This window comes from Hoyosella sp. YIM 151337 (assembly GCF_026041215.1).
Lineage (GTDB): Bacteria > Actinomycetota > Actinomycetes > Mycobacteriales > Mycobacteriaceae > Hoyosella.
In genome coordinates, this window is record NZ_JAPEIQ010000017.1 from 1 (window position 1) to 17,983 (window position 17,983).

17 protein-coding genes are annotated in these 17,983 nt (G+C 60.7%); 13 read left to right on the forward strand and 4 right to left on the reverse strand.

Annotated features, from left to right (window positions below):
• Positions 1-9 precede the first annotated feature (9 nt).
• From ONR57_RS08975 to ONR57_RS09000, 6 genes are all read left to right on the forward strand, one after another.
• On the forward strand, positions 10-2,784 hold the full coding sequence (locus ONR57_RS08975; protein WP_265122888.1) for an ATP-dependent RecD-like DNA helicase: 2,775 nt from the start codon (positions 10-12) through the stop codon (positions 2,782-2,784).
• Between the two features lie 196 nt (positions 2,785-2,980).
• A complete protein-coding gene (locus tag ONR57_RS08980; RefSeq protein ID WP_265122889.1) occupies positions 2,981-3,262 on the forward strand; it encodes a hypothetical protein in 282 nt (93 codons plus the stop codon).
• 264 nt (positions 3,263-3,526) lie between these two features.
• Positions 3,527-3,595 (forward strand): hypothetical protein, encoded by a 69-nt coding sequence (locus tag ONR57_RS23295; RefSeq protein ID WP_308198672.1) that lies wholly within the window; start codon positions 3,527-3,529, stop codon positions 3,593-3,595.
• Positions 3,596-4,145: 550 nt separating this feature from the next.
• Complete coding sequence (gene parA, locus ONR57_RS08990) at positions 4,146-4,769, forward strand: ParA family partition ATPase (RefSeq protein ID WP_064442633.1); 624 nt, start codon at positions 4,146-4,148, stop codon at positions 4,767-4,769.
• Positions 4,766-5,023 carry a hypothetical protein gene (locus tag ONR57_RS08995; protein ID WP_265122892.1) on the forward strand — a complete coding sequence of 86 codons (258 nt, stop codon included), beginning with the start codon at positions 4,766-4,768 and terminating at the stop codon, positions 5,021-5,023. Before parA ends, ONR57_RS08995 begins: the two co-directional genes overlap by 4 nt.
• A 243-nt stretch (positions 5,024-5,266) precedes the next feature.
• Positions 5,267-5,485, forward strand: coding sequence for a hypothetical protein (locus tag ONR57_RS09000; protein WP_265122894.1), 219 nt, complete (start codon positions 5,267-5,269; stop codon positions 5,483-5,485).
• A 249-nt stretch (positions 5,486-5,734) separates the two neighbouring features.
• On the opposite strand, the gene ONR57_RS09005 is transcribed toward ONR57_RS09000, so the two are convergent.
• The gene (locus ONR57_RS09005) at positions 5,735-6,274 is read right to left on the reverse strand and encodes a hypothetical protein (protein ID WP_265122896.1); all 540 of its coding nucleotides are present in this window, start codon (positions 6,272-6,274) and stop codon (positions 5,735-5,737) included.
• Positions 6,275-6,457: 183 nt separating this feature from the next.
• Here ONR57_RS09005 and ONR57_RS09010 point away from each other — a divergent pair, with 183 nt between their 5' ends.
• Together ONR57_RS09010 and ONR57_RS09015 are read left to right on the forward strand one after the other, a co-directional pair.
• Positions 6,458-6,838 carry a hypothetical protein gene (locus tag ONR57_RS09010; protein ID WP_265122897.1) on the forward strand — a complete coding sequence of 127 codons (381 nt, stop codon included), beginning with the start codon at positions 6,458-6,460 and terminating at the stop codon, positions 6,836-6,838.
• Positions 6,839-7,004: 166 nt separating this feature from the next.
• Positions 7,005-8,657 (forward strand): anti-phage dCTP deaminase, encoded by a 1,653-nt coding sequence (locus tag ONR57_RS09015; protein ID WP_265122898.1) that lies wholly within the window; start codon positions 7,005-7,007, stop codon positions 8,655-8,657.
• Between the two features lie 594 nt (positions 8,658-9,251).
• On the opposite strand, the gene ONR57_RS09020 is transcribed toward ONR57_RS09015, so the two are convergent.
• Positions 9,252-10,814 (reverse strand): hypothetical protein, encoded by a 1,563-nt coding sequence (locus ONR57_RS09020; RefSeq protein WP_265122900.1) that lies wholly within the window; start codon positions 10,812-10,814, stop codon positions 9,252-9,254.
• 319 nt (positions 10,815-11,133) lie between these two features.
• Between ONR57_RS09020 and ONR57_RS09025 the strand changes: the two genes are divergently transcribed.
• From ONR57_RS09025 to ONR57_RS09035, 3 genes are all read left to right on the forward strand, one after another.
• Entirely contained in the window at positions 11,134-11,712 is a 579-nt protein-coding gene (locus ONR57_RS09025) for a recombinase family protein (protein ID WP_265122901.1), read from the forward strand.
• A 382-nt stretch (positions 11,713-12,094) separates the two neighbouring features.
• Complete coding sequence (locus ONR57_RS09030) at positions 12,095-12,277, forward strand: hypothetical protein (protein WP_265122902.1); 183 nt, start codon at positions 12,095-12,097, stop codon at positions 12,275-12,277.
• Positions 12,278-12,417: 140 nt separating this feature from the next.
• Positions 12,418-12,735 (forward strand): monovalent cation/H(+) antiporter subunit G, encoded by a 318-nt coding sequence (locus ONR57_RS09035; protein WP_265122903.1) that lies wholly within the window; start codon positions 12,418-12,420, stop codon positions 12,733-12,735.
• A gap of 49 nt (positions 12,736-12,784) precedes the next feature.
• Here ONR57_RS09035 and secF read toward each other — a convergent pair whose 3' ends face one another.
• Together secF and ONR57_RS09045 are read right to left on the reverse strand one after the other, a co-directional pair.
• Positions 12,785-13,807, reverse strand: coding sequence for a protein translocase subunit SecF (secF, locus tag ONR57_RS09040; protein ID WP_265122904.1), 1,023 nt, complete (start codon positions 13,805-13,807; stop codon positions 12,785-12,787).
• A 63-nt stretch (positions 13,808-13,870) separates the two neighbouring features.
• On the reverse strand, positions 13,871-14,719 hold the full coding sequence (locus ONR57_RS09045; RefSeq protein WP_265122906.1) for a universal stress protein: 849 nt from the start codon (positions 14,717-14,719) through the stop codon (positions 13,871-13,873).
• A gap of 45 nt (positions 14,720-14,764) precedes the next feature.
• Here ONR57_RS09045 and ONR57_RS09050 point away from each other — a divergent pair, with 45 nt between their 5' ends.
• Together ONR57_RS09050 and ONR57_RS09055 are read left to right on the forward strand one after the other, a co-directional pair.
• Positions 14,765-16,252, forward strand: a complete 1,488-nt coding sequence (locus ONR57_RS09050) for a potassium/proton antiporter (RefSeq protein ID WP_265122908.1) — start codon at positions 14,765-14,767, stop codon at positions 16,250-16,252.
• A gap of 210 nt (positions 16,253-16,462) precedes the next feature.
• Positions 16,463-17,122: a DedA family protein gene (locus ONR57_RS09055; protein WP_265122909.1), complete on the forward strand. Its 660-nt coding sequence runs from the start codon at positions 16,463-16,465 to the stop codon at positions 17,120-17,122.
• Positions 17,123-17,983 lie beyond the last annotated feature (861 nt).

The following is a 17,983-nucleotide window of genomic DNA, read 5'->3' on the forward strand; positions in this document are numbered from 1 at the left end:
GGGGAGTCGGTGCTCACCCGGCATGGGGAAACCCGCTACACCACCCTCAGTGTCCTGCGCGCCGAGCAGGCGCTGCTGGACGCGACCAGCACCCCCACCACGCATTTCGCCAGCCATGCGCAGCTGCGCGCGACAGGCGCCGCGGTCAAGAAGACCACGGGGCGGGGGCTTAATGGGGGGCAGTGGGAAATCGCGCGGCATTTCTGCCTCTCCGGGGCGCAGGTCGCGGTCGCGACCGGCCCCGCCGGGGCGGGGAAAACCACCGCCATGAAACTGGTCGCCGACACCTGGACACACTCCGGGCGCGACGTGATCGCGCTCGCCCCCTCCGCCGTCGCGGCGGACACCCTCGGCAGCGAGATCGGCGCCCCTGCCGCCACGCTGGCGTCGCTGACCTACCCCTACCGCGGCCGCCTCGACGGCATCCCCGCGGGAACCATCCCCCGACAAATCCAGCCGGGGACGATGCTGCTCGTCGACGAGGCCGCGATGGCCTCTTTGCCGGACCTGACCGCGCTCCAGGAAATCGCGCAGCGCACGGGTGCGGTGATCCGGCTGCTCGGTGACCCCGCCCAGCTCGACGCCGTCGAAACCGGCGGGACACTAAGGTTGCTCGCGGATCACACCCGCGCGCCCGAGCTCGACACCGTGGTGCGGTTCGGGGACGACCACGCGCAGGCGGCCGCGTCACTGCAGCTGCGCACCGGGAACCCCCAGGGGCTGGCGCTGTATGCGCAGCGTGGCTGGATCCACGACGGCACCCGCGACGACCTCCTCGAACAGGCCACGACCGCGTACCTCACCGACCGCAACGCAGGCCGCAGCAGCATCGTGCTCGCCGCCACCCGCGACGACGCCCGCGCCCTCAACGAACTCCTCCAGGCCGCCACCCACACCACGACCACCAGTGCCAGCACCGCGGCCACAACCGGCGCAGCGGCAGACGGCACTAACAACGGCGGCAGTGCTGGTGGTGGTGGCAGGGTGGTGGGGTTGTGTGACGGCACCACCGCGCGGGTCGGGGACACGATCGTCACCCGCCACAACGACCCGACTGTGCGCGTGAAAGCGGGGTCCCGTCCCGGTGAGCGGGTCCGTAACGGGGACCTGTGGACCATCACCACCATTGGTGAGGACGGCAGCATCGGCGCCCGCAACCTCGCCAGCCGCGGCACCGTCACCCTGCCCGCCGGGTATGTCACCGCGCATGTGGAGCTCGGGTACGCCTGCACCATCCACCGCGCGCAGGGCGTCACCGTGGACACCACCCACGCGCTGATCACCGGGCACACCAGCCGCGCCGGACTCTACGTCGCCGCCACCCGCGGGCGCAGCGAAAACCACCTCTACGTCCCCACCGACACGCTGGATATCGACACCGAACCCGTCCACCTCTCCCCCAGCCGTAGCGAGGGTGAGCCGATGACGGTGCTGGAGCGGCTGACAACCGTGCTCGAGCGGGATCAGGGACAGCGCTCGGCCACCGAAACCCTGCGCGGCGTGCTGCGGGAAGCCGAGAACCCGCAGCGCCTGCACGACGCATACACCACCGCCCGCGACGCGCTGACCCGCGACTATCTGGACTGGCTCATCGACCGGTCCCTGCCCGCCGCCATCACCGAAACCATGCGCGCACACGAGGACACGCACGCGGCGCTGTATGCCCGGCTCACCGCCCTCACCCACCACGGACACGACACCACACGCCTGCTCACCCACGCGATCCACACCCACGACCTCACCACCACACCCGATGTGAACACGCTGCTGCTGCAGCACCTCCCCCACCCCGCACCGGACACCCCCGCCGCAGCGAGCACACCCCAGACACCCGGGACACCGGGAACCTCCGGCGCAGAGACACCGGCAGCCCCGGCGTCCCGAGACAGTACCAAAGCGGGCCCGGTGCTGGGGGTGTTGCCGCCGCGGCATCCCGGCATGGACCACCAGCTCGCCGACTACGCCCGCACCGCCCACCACGAACTCACCCAGCACACAGCAGCCACCCCCGCACCTGGCCAGCGGGTGGATGCGGTGGTGGCGGCGGAGCTGCGCGGTAACCCGGTGCGGCAGCTGTCCGACCAGCAGTTGCGCCGCATCGCCAGCGGCCACGACCCCCAGCGGGGCACGGACGCCACCATCGTGATGGCCGGGCACAGCGCACTCACCGCAACCGAACACGACCACACGCGCGCCCGCGACGACCTCGCCCGCCTCACCCAGCAGCACACGGCATGGCAGAACTACACCCGCGCCGCCCAGCACGCCGACAGCCTGAACACCCAGCGCCACGACATCACCCGCGAGATCCGCAGACTGGAAACCGAACGCGGCCACCTAGGCATGTTTGCCCGCGCCCGCCGCCGCGAACTCGACACCACCCTCGCCAAACTCACCGCCACCCACAGCGACCTCGACAACCAGGCAAAGGTGGCGTGGCAGCACGCCCACCAGCTGAAACCCTCAGGACCACCCGTCACCGCCGAGCAGATCACCCACGCCGAGAACCACGTCACCGCAACCGCCGCGCAGACGGCCACCGCCCGCGCCAGCCACATCCGCCGCGCCGAGCAGCTCCACCGCGAGCAACACCACCGCCAGGCGGCAGCGCAACAGGAACTCCACCGCCGCAACAAGCTCACCCCCGAACATCACGCCCAGGAACAACGCCTCCGCGCAGACCTCACCCGCCAGAAACGCCAAACACGGCCCACACCGGCGCTCGACCACGAACCCAGCCGCAGCCCCGGCCGCAGCCTGGGCGGCCACGGCATCGGGGACTAGAGCTTCACCCGGAGATCCGATCAAACAGTGCTGATATTGATGCGCTGAGATGCTCTAGGCAGCGAGCACCGGCCCCCTTCCCCGCGCAGTGGTGGATGGGTTCGAAGCGCCGCCAGGGAGGCGGCGGGCCATTTGGCCGAGGGGGATTTTCACGAGAGGGTGGCTAGGCAGTGGCCGATCACGCACACTGGATTCCATGACAGAGGAACCCGTCGCTGACGTGGACGCGCTTGCTGCGTGGTCTGCCATCGCTGCGCGGGTAGAGCATGGCGAGTCCGTTCCTTTTATCGCGCACGGCAAGCAGGTCGGCTACATCGTCCCCGTCGGGGAACTCGAGCGTTTGCAGGAGACCATCGCTGTGCTCTCCGACCCGGACACCATTGCTGATCTGCGTGACCACACCAGCGAAGACCAGCTCTCCGGCGTGGAGGCACTGCACGATCTCCTCGCCGCGCGCCAGGCCGCGGGCAAACGCTAAAGCATCTGCACGCCTGTCTGATTCACTGGCAGACATGAGCACGCCAGAACACGACGACGAGCAGCGCCAGCCGTACACGCTCACGCTCCGCCGTCCTGCTCGCCGTGCCCTGGCTGAGGAACTGCCCCTAGAAGCAGCCATGGCTGTGGGAGAACTACTCTCAGGGGCTCTGCTCACCAGTCCCCGCCGCGTCGGTAAACGTCTCTACCCGCCCCTTGACCACCTGTACTCCGCACGCCGGGGCGATACCGCATCCTCTACGAAATCAACGACCACACACGAACCGTCACCGTGGCCTCCATCCGCCACCGCCGCGACGCCTACCACACATAAAACTCAGGCACCTCACCACTCACCGAAACCAGCACGGCCGCAGGGGACCACGATTCCCGACTGGCTCCATTGGCGTGAGCGTTAGAAGCACGCCAACAGACAGACGTGTCCCAAGAAGCGTGCGCCTGCAATCACCGCTTGCGCGGTGGTTTGGGCTCGGTTACTGGTTCCAGCGCTCCCACGCGGCTTGTTTTCTGGTGCCCGCGGCCTCCCCGATAGTGGCCTACGAGGCACGTGAGTCCCAGCGGGCGCGGTGCCACCGCATTGCCCCCTGACGACGACCGATCGATGCCGTGCTCGTCCCTTGAGCGCCTGGCTGCTGCGCTGAATCCGAGCATATTTCGGAGCCCGCGCCACCAGCCAAAACGTTGCCTGGCAGCAACTGCAGATGCAGAAACAGTTGATCCAGTAATTGCAGAAATACGGCGATACGCCGTTGCGGAACTGCGACGAAGCGTAATCACGCCGTTACATGTCTACGGCAATACGGCGAATCGTATTGCCGTAGATTTATTTTCACGACGCCGTACGAATGCAACTGAGGAGCGGCATGATTATCGGACTTGTCAACCAGAAGGGCGGAGTTGGCAAAACCACGCTGTCCGTCAACGTCTCGGGCGTACTCGCCTCACAAGGGGGCCGGGTGCTGCTGATCGACGCGGACCCACAAGGGAGCGCCCTGGACTGGGCTGCGGCACGAAAGGAATCGCCGTCATTTCAGGTAGTCGGACTGCCCCGCCCCACTATTCACCGCGAGGTTGCAGAGCTGGCCCGCAACTACGATCACGTCATCATTGACGGCCCTCCTCGCGTAACAGACCTGGCCCGGAGCGTGATCATGGCCGCCGATATCGTCGTCATTCCGGTTCAGCCCTCACCGTACGACGTGTGGGCGGCAGCGGAGATCGTCAAGCTCATTGACGAAGCCCGCGTGTATAAGGAAGACCTCAAAGCCGTTTTTGCGGTGAATCGCAGAATCGTAAATACGGCGATTGGGCGAGACGTGCGTGCCGCGCTCGACTCCTACGGCATTCCCGCACTCAAATCCACTGTCGCGCAGCGAGTCATCCTGGCGGAGTCAGCTGCCCAGGGCTTGACGGTGTTGGAGACCGATCCGGCTTCTGTGGCCGCAGAAGAAGTCACCGAACTCACCCAGGAGCTGATGAACCAGTGAGCAAGCGTGTCAGCATCGCGGCAAAACAATCCAAGCCAGTGCCGTCGCCAGACGCCTGGGTAAGCGCGGCAAGCGAGCCAGCCGCGTCAGCGGATTCAGAACAGCCCCAGCCGCCGATGAAAAGGCTCACCATCGACATACCCGAAGATCTGCACCGGGCACTGAAAGTCGGTTGCGCCCAGCGCGACATCAAAATGGCCGACGAGGTACGTCGCCTGATCCGCAGCGAGTACGGCCACAACCTCAACACCTGAAAATCGCAAACACGCTAAAACGTAGTTCCGTAATCACGACGAATCGTGATTACGGAACTGCGTCTTGTAGAACCACAGAAACGCGGCGGCAGGAATAAGAACGTCCTGATCAAGAGCCCCATCGGTCATCTTCGCCACCAAGCTGCGGAGCCTGACGGCTTGCAAAGGAACCGGCAAGGATTAGCCGGCGTGTCCTCACCTGCAGATCGGGATATGGGTACCAGTATTTAAGGTATGGCTGTGATGTCATCGCGCAAACCGGGTCGACCCAGCAAGGGCCACCGTGTTCAGTACAAGGTCCGGCTGCCTCTCATGCTGAAAGAAGCTGCTGCAGAGGCTGCCCGGGCTCATGGCATGACCGAGACGGATTACGTGGCGGCCCTGATCGCCGCGAACACCGGCTTAGAACACCTAGCTCCGAGTCTGAACCAGGAGGTGTTGCCGCTGCAGAAGTCTGCCTGACCTGAGCATAATTTCATTGGGCGGCTGACGCAGAAAGCAGAAAACCCCGGCCCGGCAGCCAGGGTCTTCTTTCAAGTGTGTGATCAGCGAGCGGTAACTCCCTGATCAGGCCGCCCCTCACTGAGAGGAACGGAATTGCTTAGCGGCACTTCCGAGGGTAGCGGCTACCCGTTTAACGGCACAACTGAACACGAGGATTCGGCGCAAGAATTTCTGTCTGCAGAATCCTGCAGGCCTGTTCACGGAGCGTCACCCCGTAGGAGAAACGCCTTCCGTGTGGGGCTGTTCGTGCTGCCGCTGCGCAGGCCGCTTCCCGAGGGCGCGTATCGCGGCCGCGACCGGGCGCAGTGCTGGTGGGGCCGCGAGAAGTGGCTGCTGCACTGCTCCGTGCTGTACTGCCTGCACTATCGGCGGCTCCGCGACGAGGGGCGAACCGAACCAGTTGCCCGTGAGACGTTTCTGATGGTCATGGCGGGGATGTCGCATGGCGCGGACAACGAAACCGGCCGCGATTGCCGGGTGCCGGTCGGCAAGCTGCATCGTGATGGGGCCCGTTCCGGCCTGGTCAATCACGCCGGTGTCTGCCGACGGCAGGTGCAGCGGGCCAGACATCTCGCCAGGGAACTCGGAGTGGTCACCGACATACAGGCAGGCCGTCTCCGAACCCTCGCTGAGCGCCTCGAATCGTGGAAACGCGGCGATAGAGCCCGCGGCTGGTGCACAGTGTCCGTGCTGCACGAATCCCGCCGATTCAGCAGACTCCCTGTGGATAACCCAAACGGCTCTCACCTGCCAAATTACATGGATGTCACCCCTCTGATACGTAGTATCGGAAGAAGAGAAAATCCCCGTAAGGGGGTAGTTACTCAGGGCACTACGTGCCGACAAAAACAGCTCACTACCAACTCAGGTCGTGCGCAGGCCGATCCTGCCGCCCTCCAGCTGGCCCGAGACTGCCTGAACCACCCCAAGATGCCACCCTGGATTCGCCGGCACGGAAAATACGCCTGGGCCAGAATGCTCACCCCTTTCGCGGCCGCCCAGTGGGACGCCGACGACATCGCAGAAGCACTGCGGGACTACGCCATCGGGCACCACATCCTGTCCAGCCCGCACAACGCGCTGGGATACCTCCGGTCAATCCTGAACCAGTTCGACCTGCAAGACCGCCCCGCCGCACTTATCCGCGCCGAAGCAGCAGCCCGCGACACCGAACGCAGAGCCAAACAAGAACAGCTGCGCACCGAATGGGCCGCCCGCAACGCCAGCTCAGCAAGCGAAAATTCACCAGGCAGACAAGCCGCGCGGCAAGTCATGAAGGAAATCAGCAAGCGGCGCAAACGGTGGCGCTAAAGATGCGGCATCCTGCTTTCATCATGCGTGTCAAAAGATCGGGAGCATGACGTCAGTCACACAGGAATGAAGCCGCTTCAGCTGCTCTCATGAAACGCACGGAGGCCGCGGAGGACGGCAAGTAGTTTTCGTAGGTAATGTCAGTGATCGTTTACCTTGAGGTGAGATGTCAGAAGTCGCTACAGGACTGTTCTCAGGAGTCGAGATCAGCCGCGGGGAAGTCGTTATCGGGCTAGTCGGTGCGATTGGTACTCGTCTCCAGGACGTGGAGGTCAGGCTCATGCGAGCGTTGATGGGGGTCGGGTACTCAACAGAGACGGTCCGAGTCAGTGCTCTCATTGCAGAAGCGACTCAGGCTCGCGCTAGTGACTTGCCGGAGAATCCGACTACGGAACTCGACGGACTAATGGATCGAGGCGACTTTCTGCGAGAGAGGATTGGGCACGGGGGTGCTGCAGCAGCCCTTGCAGTCACAGAGATTGCTGCTCAACGCAATGGAGATCGAAGCGGTGATGACCGCGCGTCTGAACGTGTTGGTGTTGCCACGATCATTCGGCAGCTTAAGCATCCAGAGGAGGTTCGACTACTTAGGTCCGTTTACGGCCCCCGTTTCATTCTGGTTGGAGCATGGTCACCAGTCAGCGAGCGTCGTAAGGCGATGCTCGAATTTCTTCGAGAACGCGAGCCGGGGCACAACGACGGGTGGTATAACGACAACGCTGATCAGCTAATCAATCGTGATGAAAAGGACTCTGCAAAGAAGCTCGGGCAACGTGTCCGACATACATTCGAGCTTGCGGATGCTTTTGTCGCTTTGTTGCCTGGCCAAGATACTGATCAGCAGATCTCGCGAATCGTGGACCTTCTGTTTGGAAGCCCTTTCGTCACCCCGACTCAGGACGAAATCGCTATGGCTCACGCCTCAGCGGCGAGCTTGAGGTCATCGGATGCGGGACGACAAGTCGGAGCGGTCGTTATGGATGCACAGGGAGAAGTCCTTGTCACGGGCGTCAACGAAGTTCCGAAACCGGGAGGGGGCCAGTACTGGCCAGGGGACACTCCCGATCACCGGGATTTCCAGTCAGGATATGACGTAAACGAACGACTGAAACTCGTCCTCATCACAGACATACTTGCGAAGTTGAGGGAGGACGGGAGCTGGCTATCGCCTGAATGCGAATCTGAAGATCTCGGCCAGCTGGCACATCGAGCTATCTTCAACGGCCCGCTTTCCGATAGTCGAGTGGGTGATTTGTTGGAGTTCGGTCGTGTAGCCCACGCCGAGATGGCGGCCATTTGCACCGCGGCGCGAAGGGGTACTCCGATAGGAGGCCAGACGATGTACTCGACCACCTACCCATGCCATGAATGTGCTCGGCTAATCATCGCTTGTGGGATTAGGCGGGTTGTCTACATCGACCCCTACCCGAAGTCTCAAGTGCCCGAGATGTACCGCCATCAAGTTACTGAGGGCAGCAGCGGCGTCGCCTGCGGTTCGGGCACCGTGGTGTTCGAACCCTTCCGGGGGATAGCCCCCCGTCTCTACCGATCAGTCTTCGCGATGGCGGATCGCGGCAGAGAAGAGATGACTGGTCAGTACGCTCAATGGAACGCATCAACCGCGCCGCCGCGCCTCGTTGCTGACGCCGAGGCTATTCCTCCACTGCAGGAGATGGAAGATAGTGTGATCAACAGGATGCGCGAAGCGATGATTCGGGAAGGCTTCATTGCAGATCCCACAGATGAAGAAGTCACACAAGAAGCCAAGGAAGCGGCAGAATCACATAGCGACGCACCACCCAGAGGGGGCGATCGCTAATGTCAGTGTCCTGTGGTGTGATGGACTTGCCGCGAGGTATTCCAAGGACTGGGAGTGAAGGATGAGCGAATCACGCATGATGGCTGAGTTTGCTCGCGCCGCGTCGCGTGCGAGTCGGGTTCCTTCTGCATCTCGACCGATCGTGACGACCTCGACGAACGTGACGCGCGCCAGCACCTTGAAGGGCACGTCACGATCTGCGAGTCCGCAATCCGGAACTAAGGCCGCGCGCTGAGATCGCGTAAGGCTCGGCGTCAAGCGAGTTACCCGGGCCAGATTCGATCATCACCTGATAGGTGAGATAGTGGCCTTACTCAATGAGCCGCCTCAGGATAGCCTCGGCTGAGGGATGTCATATGCTCGGCCGAAGGGCCGAGTCAGTTTGACGGGGTATCCATTACTGATTTCCGCACCGTGTGTGGGCGGTTCGGGACAGTGACTGATGATCACCTACTGCGCATTGATACAACCCGTGCGTTCGATGTTCTGATGTGGCGGACAAGGAACCAATCGGAAGGTCAGCATGCGCTCAGCAACCTTCTCATGAGTACACAAGGGCGCTTCATGAAGTGAAGAAAGTCTGGTATCGCTTGTTTAGGCAGAGTGCCAGCCGAACAGAGCCTGGTACAATTCCGCACGCTCAGGCAGTTCCGGTACAGCTTTTCCAGGCTGTGCTTGGATACACCCGAGGATGGGACTGGTTGCCGTTACGGAATTTTGTGGCTTGTTCAGCAAAATGAGCTTGGTAAATTCTTCAACGAGCGCCACCCCGGCCCCCATGAGTGTGAACCCTGCTGTCGCTAAGTCGGCAACTGTCGCTGGATCGCCGCCGACTACAGCTCGGGGATGGGTCCGCCACACGCCAAGTGAGTCGTAGTGTTCCGGGGTCATCCTCTCATCGGCTTCTGGCATGAGTTCTGGCATTGCATCGACGTTCAGTGCAATGCTCACCCTGTTGCCGTAGCCGCGCCCAGGGTAATGATCGATGGGGAGAATTCCGTGGTGAATGTGGTTGCGCAGCACCTTACACACCCCCGCGTACACATGTAGTCGCTTCACACCGGCGAGGGTCTCGGAGTCGTACTGCTTCTCCAAGTGCCCCTTGATGTAGCCCTTGCCATCGAGCGAATGGCGAAAATTGCGCGGGTTGCGGGCGGGGTCAATCAGCAGTGGATACCGCCGCCCAAAGATGTCGAAGGCAGCGGCGAGATAGAGCAACTGACGGTCAAACGCCTCGGCGGCAGTCTCGACGACGTCGAGCCGACGTTTACCTCTTACTGGGTTGGATAGCGCAGCGAGCATATCGTCGAGCGCACGTGCTGCACGCATCAGCCTGACGTGGATCGACTCGACCGCAGTCACCGTTTCGACGTCGCCCTGGCTGGCGGCAATCATCGGAAGACAGTCGAAGTACGTCATACCTGACACCACACCCCACGCGTAAAAGTTCTCGATGGTGGCCGCTGACTCGGTCATCTCAAACGTTCCACCGCCGACAAGCGATCCACGTTGTACATCAATATCCGGGTTTGCGGTCATTCTCAGGTAATGTCCGATAAGTGCCACCGCACCGTCTGGCGTTACGCTCGCGACGAGGTCGTTGTCCGCCACGTCCGAGCGCCCTGCTGTCGGTGCTGTCGTCACGATGGCGTCAATGCCGACCGCGGCGGCTGCAGCAGCGTACGCGGCGGCACGGTGGCGTTGGCTGATAGTCAGTGGCGCAGGGTTCGGCGGCGCAGCTCGTTCGTCCAGATGCTGGTACCCATCGAAGAATCGGACGTTAGTGCGGCGTGACTTCTGTTTGCCCGTCGTGGTCACGCCGAACTGCACGGTGTCGAGCCATCGCTTGGCGGTTTCGATCGAGGTGAATCCGATCTGGTGAATCAGCGGATCGCCGATCGCTTCTATCCACGCAGCAGGTGCAGAGTCGTCAGGTGAAACCATGAGGTGTACATCGATCTCCTCGCGTCCGAGGAACCTCGATACGAGGCCATCTTGAGGAGTGGGCATCGTGGTGACGTCAATCCCCAGACGTAGACCCCGCGTAGCCGGACGAAGGGGGAACAGTGGCGGCGCCTCCTCGCTAACTTTGACCGGCGGGCGCACGTAGCCCATAAAGCGATAGTTGGGCTGGCGGCTTGGAATGCTGATGGACATGGCGGAAATGATTTCACCTACGACTGACATCACGGGTTGCTGTCCTGCTGCAACTGCAACCCAAAAGGAAGCCACCTAGATGCAGGCGGGTTCTTCGTTCTTCGCCAGCTTTCCACGTTTGACCAAGATCCTTTTACAAGGAAACGGAATGTCACAAGTGCAGGGAACGTTCGGGAATGGGCCGTCTGCCGAACACGAAACACTGCCGCGGTCCGGCACGGCGATTCCGCAGGAAGCGGCGTTCGGAAACCCGTTCATTTTCGAGTAGTGTCCCACCTGGTTGTGGAACACGTTTACCGAACGCTCGGAGGTCCCCGGAATGGCGCTTGTCGGTCTTGTACGGGTGAGCACGAGTAAACAGGAAACTCAGCGCCAGCACGATGATCTCGATCCGATCTGTGTGAAGGTGTTCGAGGAAAAAGTCAGCGGTGCACTGAAGGTCGCGGACCGGCCTGGTTTGCGGGCCGCGCTTGAGTACATGCGCCCCGGTGACATGCTCACCGTTCAGGAGGCAGACCGTCTCGGCCGTAACCTGCTCGAGGGTTTGATCGTGCTGAACGCTCTGTTTGAGCAAGGTGTGGCGGTGAAGATTCTGGCGGGGATCGCGGCGGGTGAGCATGTCGAGCGCAATCTGATTCTCGACCTGGCGCTCGCGCTGGCAGAAGACCGCCGCCGTGACATTGCCCGCAAGACCCGTAACGGTCTGGAGTCCGCGGCGCGGCGCGGACGCAAAGGAGGCCGGCCACGGGTGGTCGATGAGGACAAACGTCGCGCCATCCTCGCCCGCCGTGCAGAGGGTCAGTCCCTGCGCGAGATCGCCCGCGGTGTCGGCGTCAGCCTCGCAATAGTCCACAGGGAAGTGAAAGCCGCCGAGCAACCGGCGGCAGAAGTACCGTAACCGGCTTGCCCCCAAGAGGTTGTGGGGGATCTATCCCCAAACGGGGAGCTGTCCTTTCTCTAAAAGCTGGGATCTCCGTGTTGTTATCGCCAACTGTAGAACGTCATACTGCTTGAATGGCAGATAGTGAGAAGGATTTTATTAGCGAGCAGGTGCACCGCTTGCAGAGGAGGCGCTTGGTAATAAGTGTGGCAGTCTTCGTCATCACTGTTGTGTTTGTCATCGGACTTGCACTGATTTGACGGTGAGCGTCCGTAGGCTTTTGAAGGTTCCTCTTAGATATCCTGGTGTGGGTGCCGCGCCGGACCCATAGCGCAGAATAATAGTGACAACGCTCCGTCGTGAATTTTCGGATTCACGCTGCTAAACGGAAGGATTGGTAGTGGCGGCTCCTGACGCAGAAAATGACGCAAATGGGAACGGAAGAAAGATTCTTGCTGTGGGCGCAGGAGCGGTGATTGTAGGTGCTCTTTGTCTGGTTCTCGGATGGGTGATCTTCGGTGCATCCTTGCTTATTGTCGGCGGAATTTTGATGCATGTGGGGAATGAGAAGCTGGCACGGTAGCGTATCAGAATGAAAGCAAGGGGTTCGCCGAATCATTTTAAAGCTGAGGGTGCCAGCTCGTTATATCTACTTTTGTCAACGAACCGGCCGGGGTTTCGCCGAGTTTTGTATCGAGGCAGAGAGGCTGCAGGTTGTTGGATTTGATCGGTACCATACTGATATCTGTTGGTGTTCTTGCTTTTGTGGTCGCGGCTGTCGGACTTATCAAGCTGCCGGACCTTTACTCGAGAATTAGTGCAGTGACTACTGCTTCTGGTCTGGGGCTATCGCTGGTAATTTCGGGCGTATTTCTTCATCAGCCCACGCTCGGTAATGGATTGAAGTCTGGACTGGCGATAGTAATTAATTTGTCAACCGCAGCAGTCGGCGGGCATGCGATCGCACGAGCTGGCTACCTCACGGGCGCGCCACGCGCACGGATACAGTACGACGACTTAACTGCAGATAGCGAAGACTGACAAGAGTGATCGAGCTTTCGCGGAAGATCCTTATAGAGACTTTTCGCGATTAAGCACTCCTGGCCTCCATGACTTTCATGGTGTGGGTCTTTATCTCCTCCGCTCGCTCTTTCATGTATACAAGCAAGGGGGCGGCGAAGAACGGTGATGAATATGTGCCGACTACAACGCCAACTAGCTGGACGAGAGCGAGATCTTTCAGGGTCCCTACGCCGAGCATCCATACTGCTACCAGTAATAGTGAAATAATGGGAAGCGCGCTGGTCAGGGATGTGTTAATAGATCTCATCAAGGTCTGATTTACACCCAGGTTTGCCAGTTCAGCATACGTGTGTTTGGTTTGTTTAGCGACGTTTCTGGTGTTCTCCTGAATTTTATCGAAAACCACGACTGTATCGTAAAGAGAGTATCCCATGATAGTAAGGAGACCGATCACTGTGGCAGGGCTTACTTCGAAGCCGACGAGCGCATAGACTCCAGAAGTTACTGCTAGATCGACTATTACAGCAGCGATTGCCGCGAGCGCCATGTGCCACTCGAAACGGAGGCTGATATAGGCGAAAACGAGTACTAAGAATACTGCAAGTGCAAGTACCGCTTTTTCGGTAACCCTGCCACCCCAGGTTTCACTTACAGCAGATACGCTCACCTGGTGCTGGGCAGAAGTATCCGATGATTCGTTAAGAGACGTATGGAATGCCAGCTCAACTGCACGTATCTGGCCCTCATCGAGCGATTCTGACCGGATCTGTATCGAAGAGGCTGCGCCTGTACCCACAACTTGCACTGTGGCGGGGGAAACCCCGGAACTTTCGCTGAATACTCGTTCAGCTTCGTCAGGACTGATGTGTGCGGCTGGCAATTCGACGCGAGTGCCGCCTGTAAAATCAATACCGAATGTGAATCCGCGGAATATTATTCCGGAAAGTGATATTACGAGCAAGATGGCTGTGATGGTGAAGAAAAGACGCTTGCGTCCAATAATGTTGAAGGCACCAGTTCCGGTGTATAGCCGCTTCAGAAGTGAGGCTGTCGCAGGTCTCTGATGTGTGGCGGAGCCGGGCGGTGTCATCTCGCTGCTATCTCCTAACAGAACAGTGCTAGTGGCCGCTAGCCTTTAACGGGGCGTCTGATGTTAAAGCTCGTAGGGGGTTTTCGCTAAAAGTATTGGTGATGGGCTACGTGCCAGCACGTTGGAGGTGACACTGCCGAGTGCCCATCTGGTTACTCCGCGGTTTCGGCTCGTTAGGACTGTCAGCGTTCCTGGCATCTGGGTCTGTAGGGTCTGGATCCCTTCGGCTGGGTCACTGTGGGTGATGTGTGCGTGCTCTGCGCGTAAGCCGGAGTCTCTGACTTTTGCTGCTAGGGCGGCTAGCGTGGCCTCGAATATCTGGGGTTCATCAGGTTTTCTGGGTGAGTCGATGTGCACGAGGTGCAGAGTCAGGTCTAGCTGGCGTGCCCATTGTTGTGCGGTGTGCAGGGCCGCGTCATCCCGGTCGCTGCCGTCGAGGCAGACGATACAGTCGTGGTACTGATCAGGTTCGAACGCGGGCTGGTATCCCGGGCCGACTATCATTACGGGAGTGGGAGATTCGCGGATAACGTGTTCGGTCACGCTGCCGGTGACCAATCGGGAGAACTGGTCTCTGCTGTGAGTGGCCAGACAGATCACCGCGCCGGGGTCCTCACTGGCCATGTGTACCAGGTGATCTCCCGCCCAGCCCGTGCTGACGCAGACCACCTCGACGTTGTTGTATCCCGTATCAGCTGCGACTGAATCAATGTCCATTGCCCATCGGCCCCGGACTGGGTCATGGACGGTGAACAGCTCTACTGTCGCGTTGAGCTGGCGGGCAATCTTGATCGCGGGCGTGATAGCTGTTTCCGCCTCATCGGTCCCGTCGAGCGGGACGATCAGCGTCGTGATTGGCGGGGAAGGCTTCTTTTTTCGCCGCCGCGGCAGAGCTGGGGGCACTTCAGCCACCGGTAAGCTCCTTTCTGTCGTCCGCTCAACAGCATCCAGAGGATTATGAGTATTCAACTCCCCGCCGACCGCTGGGTCCTTGCAGCTGCCCTGCTGCTCATCGCTGCGATCCTGGCCTCCGGCTTGGCTCAGCGTATCCGGATGCCGGGGCTGTTGCTGTTTTTGGGACTGGGCATGGTCATTTCCGATGACGGACTTGGCATATTTTCGCTGGATGATCCAGAGATAGCGCAGGTTGTCGGGACTGTAGCGCTGCTTCTGATCCTTTACGAGGGCGGGCTGACCACCAAGCCCAGCGATGTGCGCAGAGCCGCCGCGCCGGGTTTGTTACTGGCCACGGTGGCGGTGGTGATCACTGCTGCTGTGCTGGGTGGGGCGACGTACCTGATTCTTAATGTCGATATTCTGACTGCCTTGCTGATCGGTGCGGTTGTGGCGTCAACCGATGCCGCTGCGGTGTTCGCGATGCTGCGCCGCGCGCCGCTGCCCCGCAAAATGTCTGCTCTGCTTGAGGTGGAGTCCGGCGCGAACGACCCGATGGCCATCATGCTCACTGTCGGGCTGATCGCCACCTGGACTGAGTCACCACCTGCAGGGGACTGGATTTCCTTCGCAGTTACCCAGCTAGGCGGCGGATTGCTCATCGGTGGGCTAGTCGGTCTTGCGGGCAGCAGACTGATGCTGGTGACAACGCTGGGACCTGCGGGCGTGTACCCCGTGCTGGCGCTGGGTGTCGCTGGCATGTCGTATGGTCTTGCCGCTGCGGGGGGTGCTTCAGGCTTTCTGGCCGTGTACGTAACCGGCCTGATTGTGGGCGCGCGTGTTCCTCTGCACCGCCGTGGAATCCGCACCTTTCATGAAGGCCTCGCCAACACCGCGGAGGTCGGGCTCTTCCTCATGCTCGGCATGCTGGTCTTCCCCTCCAACCTCATCGGCGTTGCTCTCCCAGGACTGGCTATTGCGGCTGTCCTGATCCTCGTGGCCCGCCCCGTCGCGGTTCTGGCCTGCCTTATCTGGTTCAACTTCAACTGGCGAGAATTGACATTCGCTAGCTGGGTTGGCCTTCGTGGCGCTGTCCCGATTTTCCTCGCCACGTTCCCCGCCGTCGCCGGATATCCCGACGGAGATCTTATCTTCAACATGGTCTTCTTCGTCGTCCTGATCTCCGCTGTGGTTCAGGGGATGAGCATCCGCACCGTCGCGGGATGGCTGAATCTGACCCGCGAAGGCGATGTCTGGAGCCCCGTCGCGGAAGGTATCCCCATCGGAGATCTCAACGCCGAACTCGTCGAAGTGCGCGTCACTCCCAACCTGCCGATAGCAGGTAAATACCTCGGCGAGGTCATGCCTCCAGTCGGCCTGATCACCACCATCACCCGTGGGCCTAGGCTGTTAATACCCACTCCGCGCACGAAGCTCAAAGAAGGTGACCTCGTGATCGTCGCGATGCCGCGCCGACCCGACGCGAACAAAATCGTCACTGCATGGGCCAAAGGCGAAGAACTACCCGACAGCAACACCGAGCAGACCTAGTGAACAGCCTTCCACCCGTGGGCTACAGAAGATAAACCGAATGTGCTGACGATGACAGCACACTTATGCGGGGCAGATCCTGGCAGTATCGCACTCACCTATGCGGGGCGATCGTGTCTGCAGGCACTATTTCTGAGAATGCGTGAAGATTTCGGATGGTTGTGGGCTGGCTCGCATATGCGGCAGCTGTGCCCGCATAACATCCATCGGATGATCTCTCAGTATGCGTACGGGCCAGACTGGCTTGATCCGGTCACCATTATTGAATGGTTTGGCGCGTTCGGTTTCCTCGCGGTTCTCGCGATCGTGTTTATCGAGTCGGGCTTGCTCGTAGGCTTCTTCCTGCCGGGAGACTCACTGCTGTTTACCGCTGGGCTGCTCTCGGCGACACATCCGGATACATTTGCCCCGCTCTGGCTGCTGCTCGTATGTGTTCCGGTAGCGGCAATACTGGGCGACCAGCTTGGCTTTGCGATCGGCTGCAAGGCAGGGCCAACCATTTTCGCCAAACCCGACTCACGGTTCTTTCGCCGGGAGCACGCCGAAAAGGCGCAGGCATTCTTCGCCAAACACGGTCCAAAGACCGTGGTGCTGGCCCGGTTCATTCCCATCGTGCGTACGTTCGTTCCCGTCATCGCGGGGGTTTCCCGCATGAACTATCGCGTATTCACCGCATATAACATCGCTGGAGCCATCCTCTGGGGAACAGGACTTACCACGCTCGGATATGTCCTAGGTGACCGCATCCCCTGGGTGCACAACAACCTTGACTTAGTCATCATGCTGATCGTCTTCTTCTCACTGATGCCGATGCTTCTCGAAATTGCCCGCAGCCGCCGCACAGCAGCACCACGCCCCAGTATCGAATAACCCGTGCGACTAGAGTTTCGGCGGCTCCGCACTCGACAGCGCACGCCGGATCTTGTCCGACCGGCCCTGAACTCGCGGGCGAGCCCCGCCCCGAATACCCCTGCGGATCTTTGGGGCGACAACTCCCACACGACTTACCCATCCGGCCTCGTGCTCACGAGCGGCATGATCAACGCGGATAAGGTGCCCCCACTGCCGCAGGAGTGACCGTTGGTATTTCGGTCCATTCGGCGATGGTGGCGTGCTTCACCGTTGTTGATGAGGACTGGTTGTGTGAGGCGCCGTGTTTCGTTTCGCTGAGAGTGTGTTTTCGCGTTCGGCTGCCTTCTCCCGCAGCCGTGTGATCTCACGTTCGGTGTCTTGATCGGTCACCGTTTCGTGTTCGTGTTCGGTGGTGATGAAGAACTTTTCGAGGTGTTTCGCGTTGAGTTTCGTCGCGTTGGCGGCGGCTGCGTGAGCGCGTGCGGTGTGCGCTGGCGGGCCTGGGTGCGCATCGTTACTTGTTTCTGCTTGCTTGCCATGACCCAGGAGCGCAGAAACCCCTGTCCCGCAGCGGATCGTCCACTCTAGAACCGGTACCGCCAGGCACCCAGCACCCGAATCTTTCTTCGCGTGACCTCTGCCACTTAGCTGCTACACACCATTTGCACTCTGAGTGGTTTTGGGGTGTGGTCTGTTTGAATGTGGGCCGTGATGACGCTGCACGTGCTGCACGCGGGTGATGGGTATGCGTATCTGACTCGTCAGGTCGCGTCGANCTGGCGAGTTATTACACCGAGCATGGCACTCCGCCGGGGGTGTGGCTCGGCTCCGGGCTCGCCTCACTCGCCGTGCGCGGCCCTGATCTGGATGCGGCTGCGG

What these genes read in the sequence shown, in the direction of transcription:
- ONR57_RS08980 (WP_265122889.1), top strand. Translation starts at nt 2,981, where the DNA reads ATGACAGAGGAACCCGTCGCTGACGTGGACGCGCTTGCTGCGTGGTCT.
- parA (WP_064442633.1), top strand. Translation starts at nt 4,146, where the DNA reads ATGATTATCGGACTTGTCAACCAGAAGGGCGGAGTTGGCAAAACCACG.
- ONR57_RS09000 (WP_265122894.1), top strand. Translation starts at nt 5,267, where the DNA reads ATGTCATCGCGCAAACCGGGTCGACCCAGCAAGGGCCACCGTGTTCAG.
- ONR57_RS09010 (WP_265122897.1), top strand. Translation starts at nt 6,458, where the DNA reads ATGCCACCCTGGATTCGCCGGCACGGAAAATACGCCTGGGCCAGAATG.
- ONR57_RS09015 (WP_265122898.1), top strand. Translation starts at nt 7,005, where the DNA reads ATGTCAGAAGTCGCTACAGGACTGTTCTCAGGAGTCGAGATCAGCCGC.
- ONR57_RS09020 (WP_265122900.1), bottom strand. Translation starts at nt 10,814, where the DNA reads ATGTCCATCAGCATTCCAAGCCGCCAGCCCAACTATCGCTTTATGGGC.
- ONR57_RS09025 (WP_265122901.1), top strand. Translation starts at nt 11,134, where the DNA reads ATGGCGCTTGTCGGTCTTGTACGGGTGAGCACGAGTAAACAGGAAACT.
- secF (WP_265122904.1), bottom strand. Translation starts at nt 13,807, where the DNA reads ATGACACCGCCCGGCTCCGCCACACATCAGAGACCTGCGACAGCCTCA.
- ONR57_RS09050 (WP_265122908.1), top strand. Translation starts at nt 14,765, where the DNA reads ATGAGTATTCAACTCCCCGCCGACCGCTGGGTCCTTGCAGCTGCCCTG.
- ONR57_RS09055 (WP_265122909.1), top strand. Translation starts at nt 16,463, where the DNA reads ATGATCTCTCAGTATGCGTACGGGCCAGACTGGCTTGATCCGGTCACC.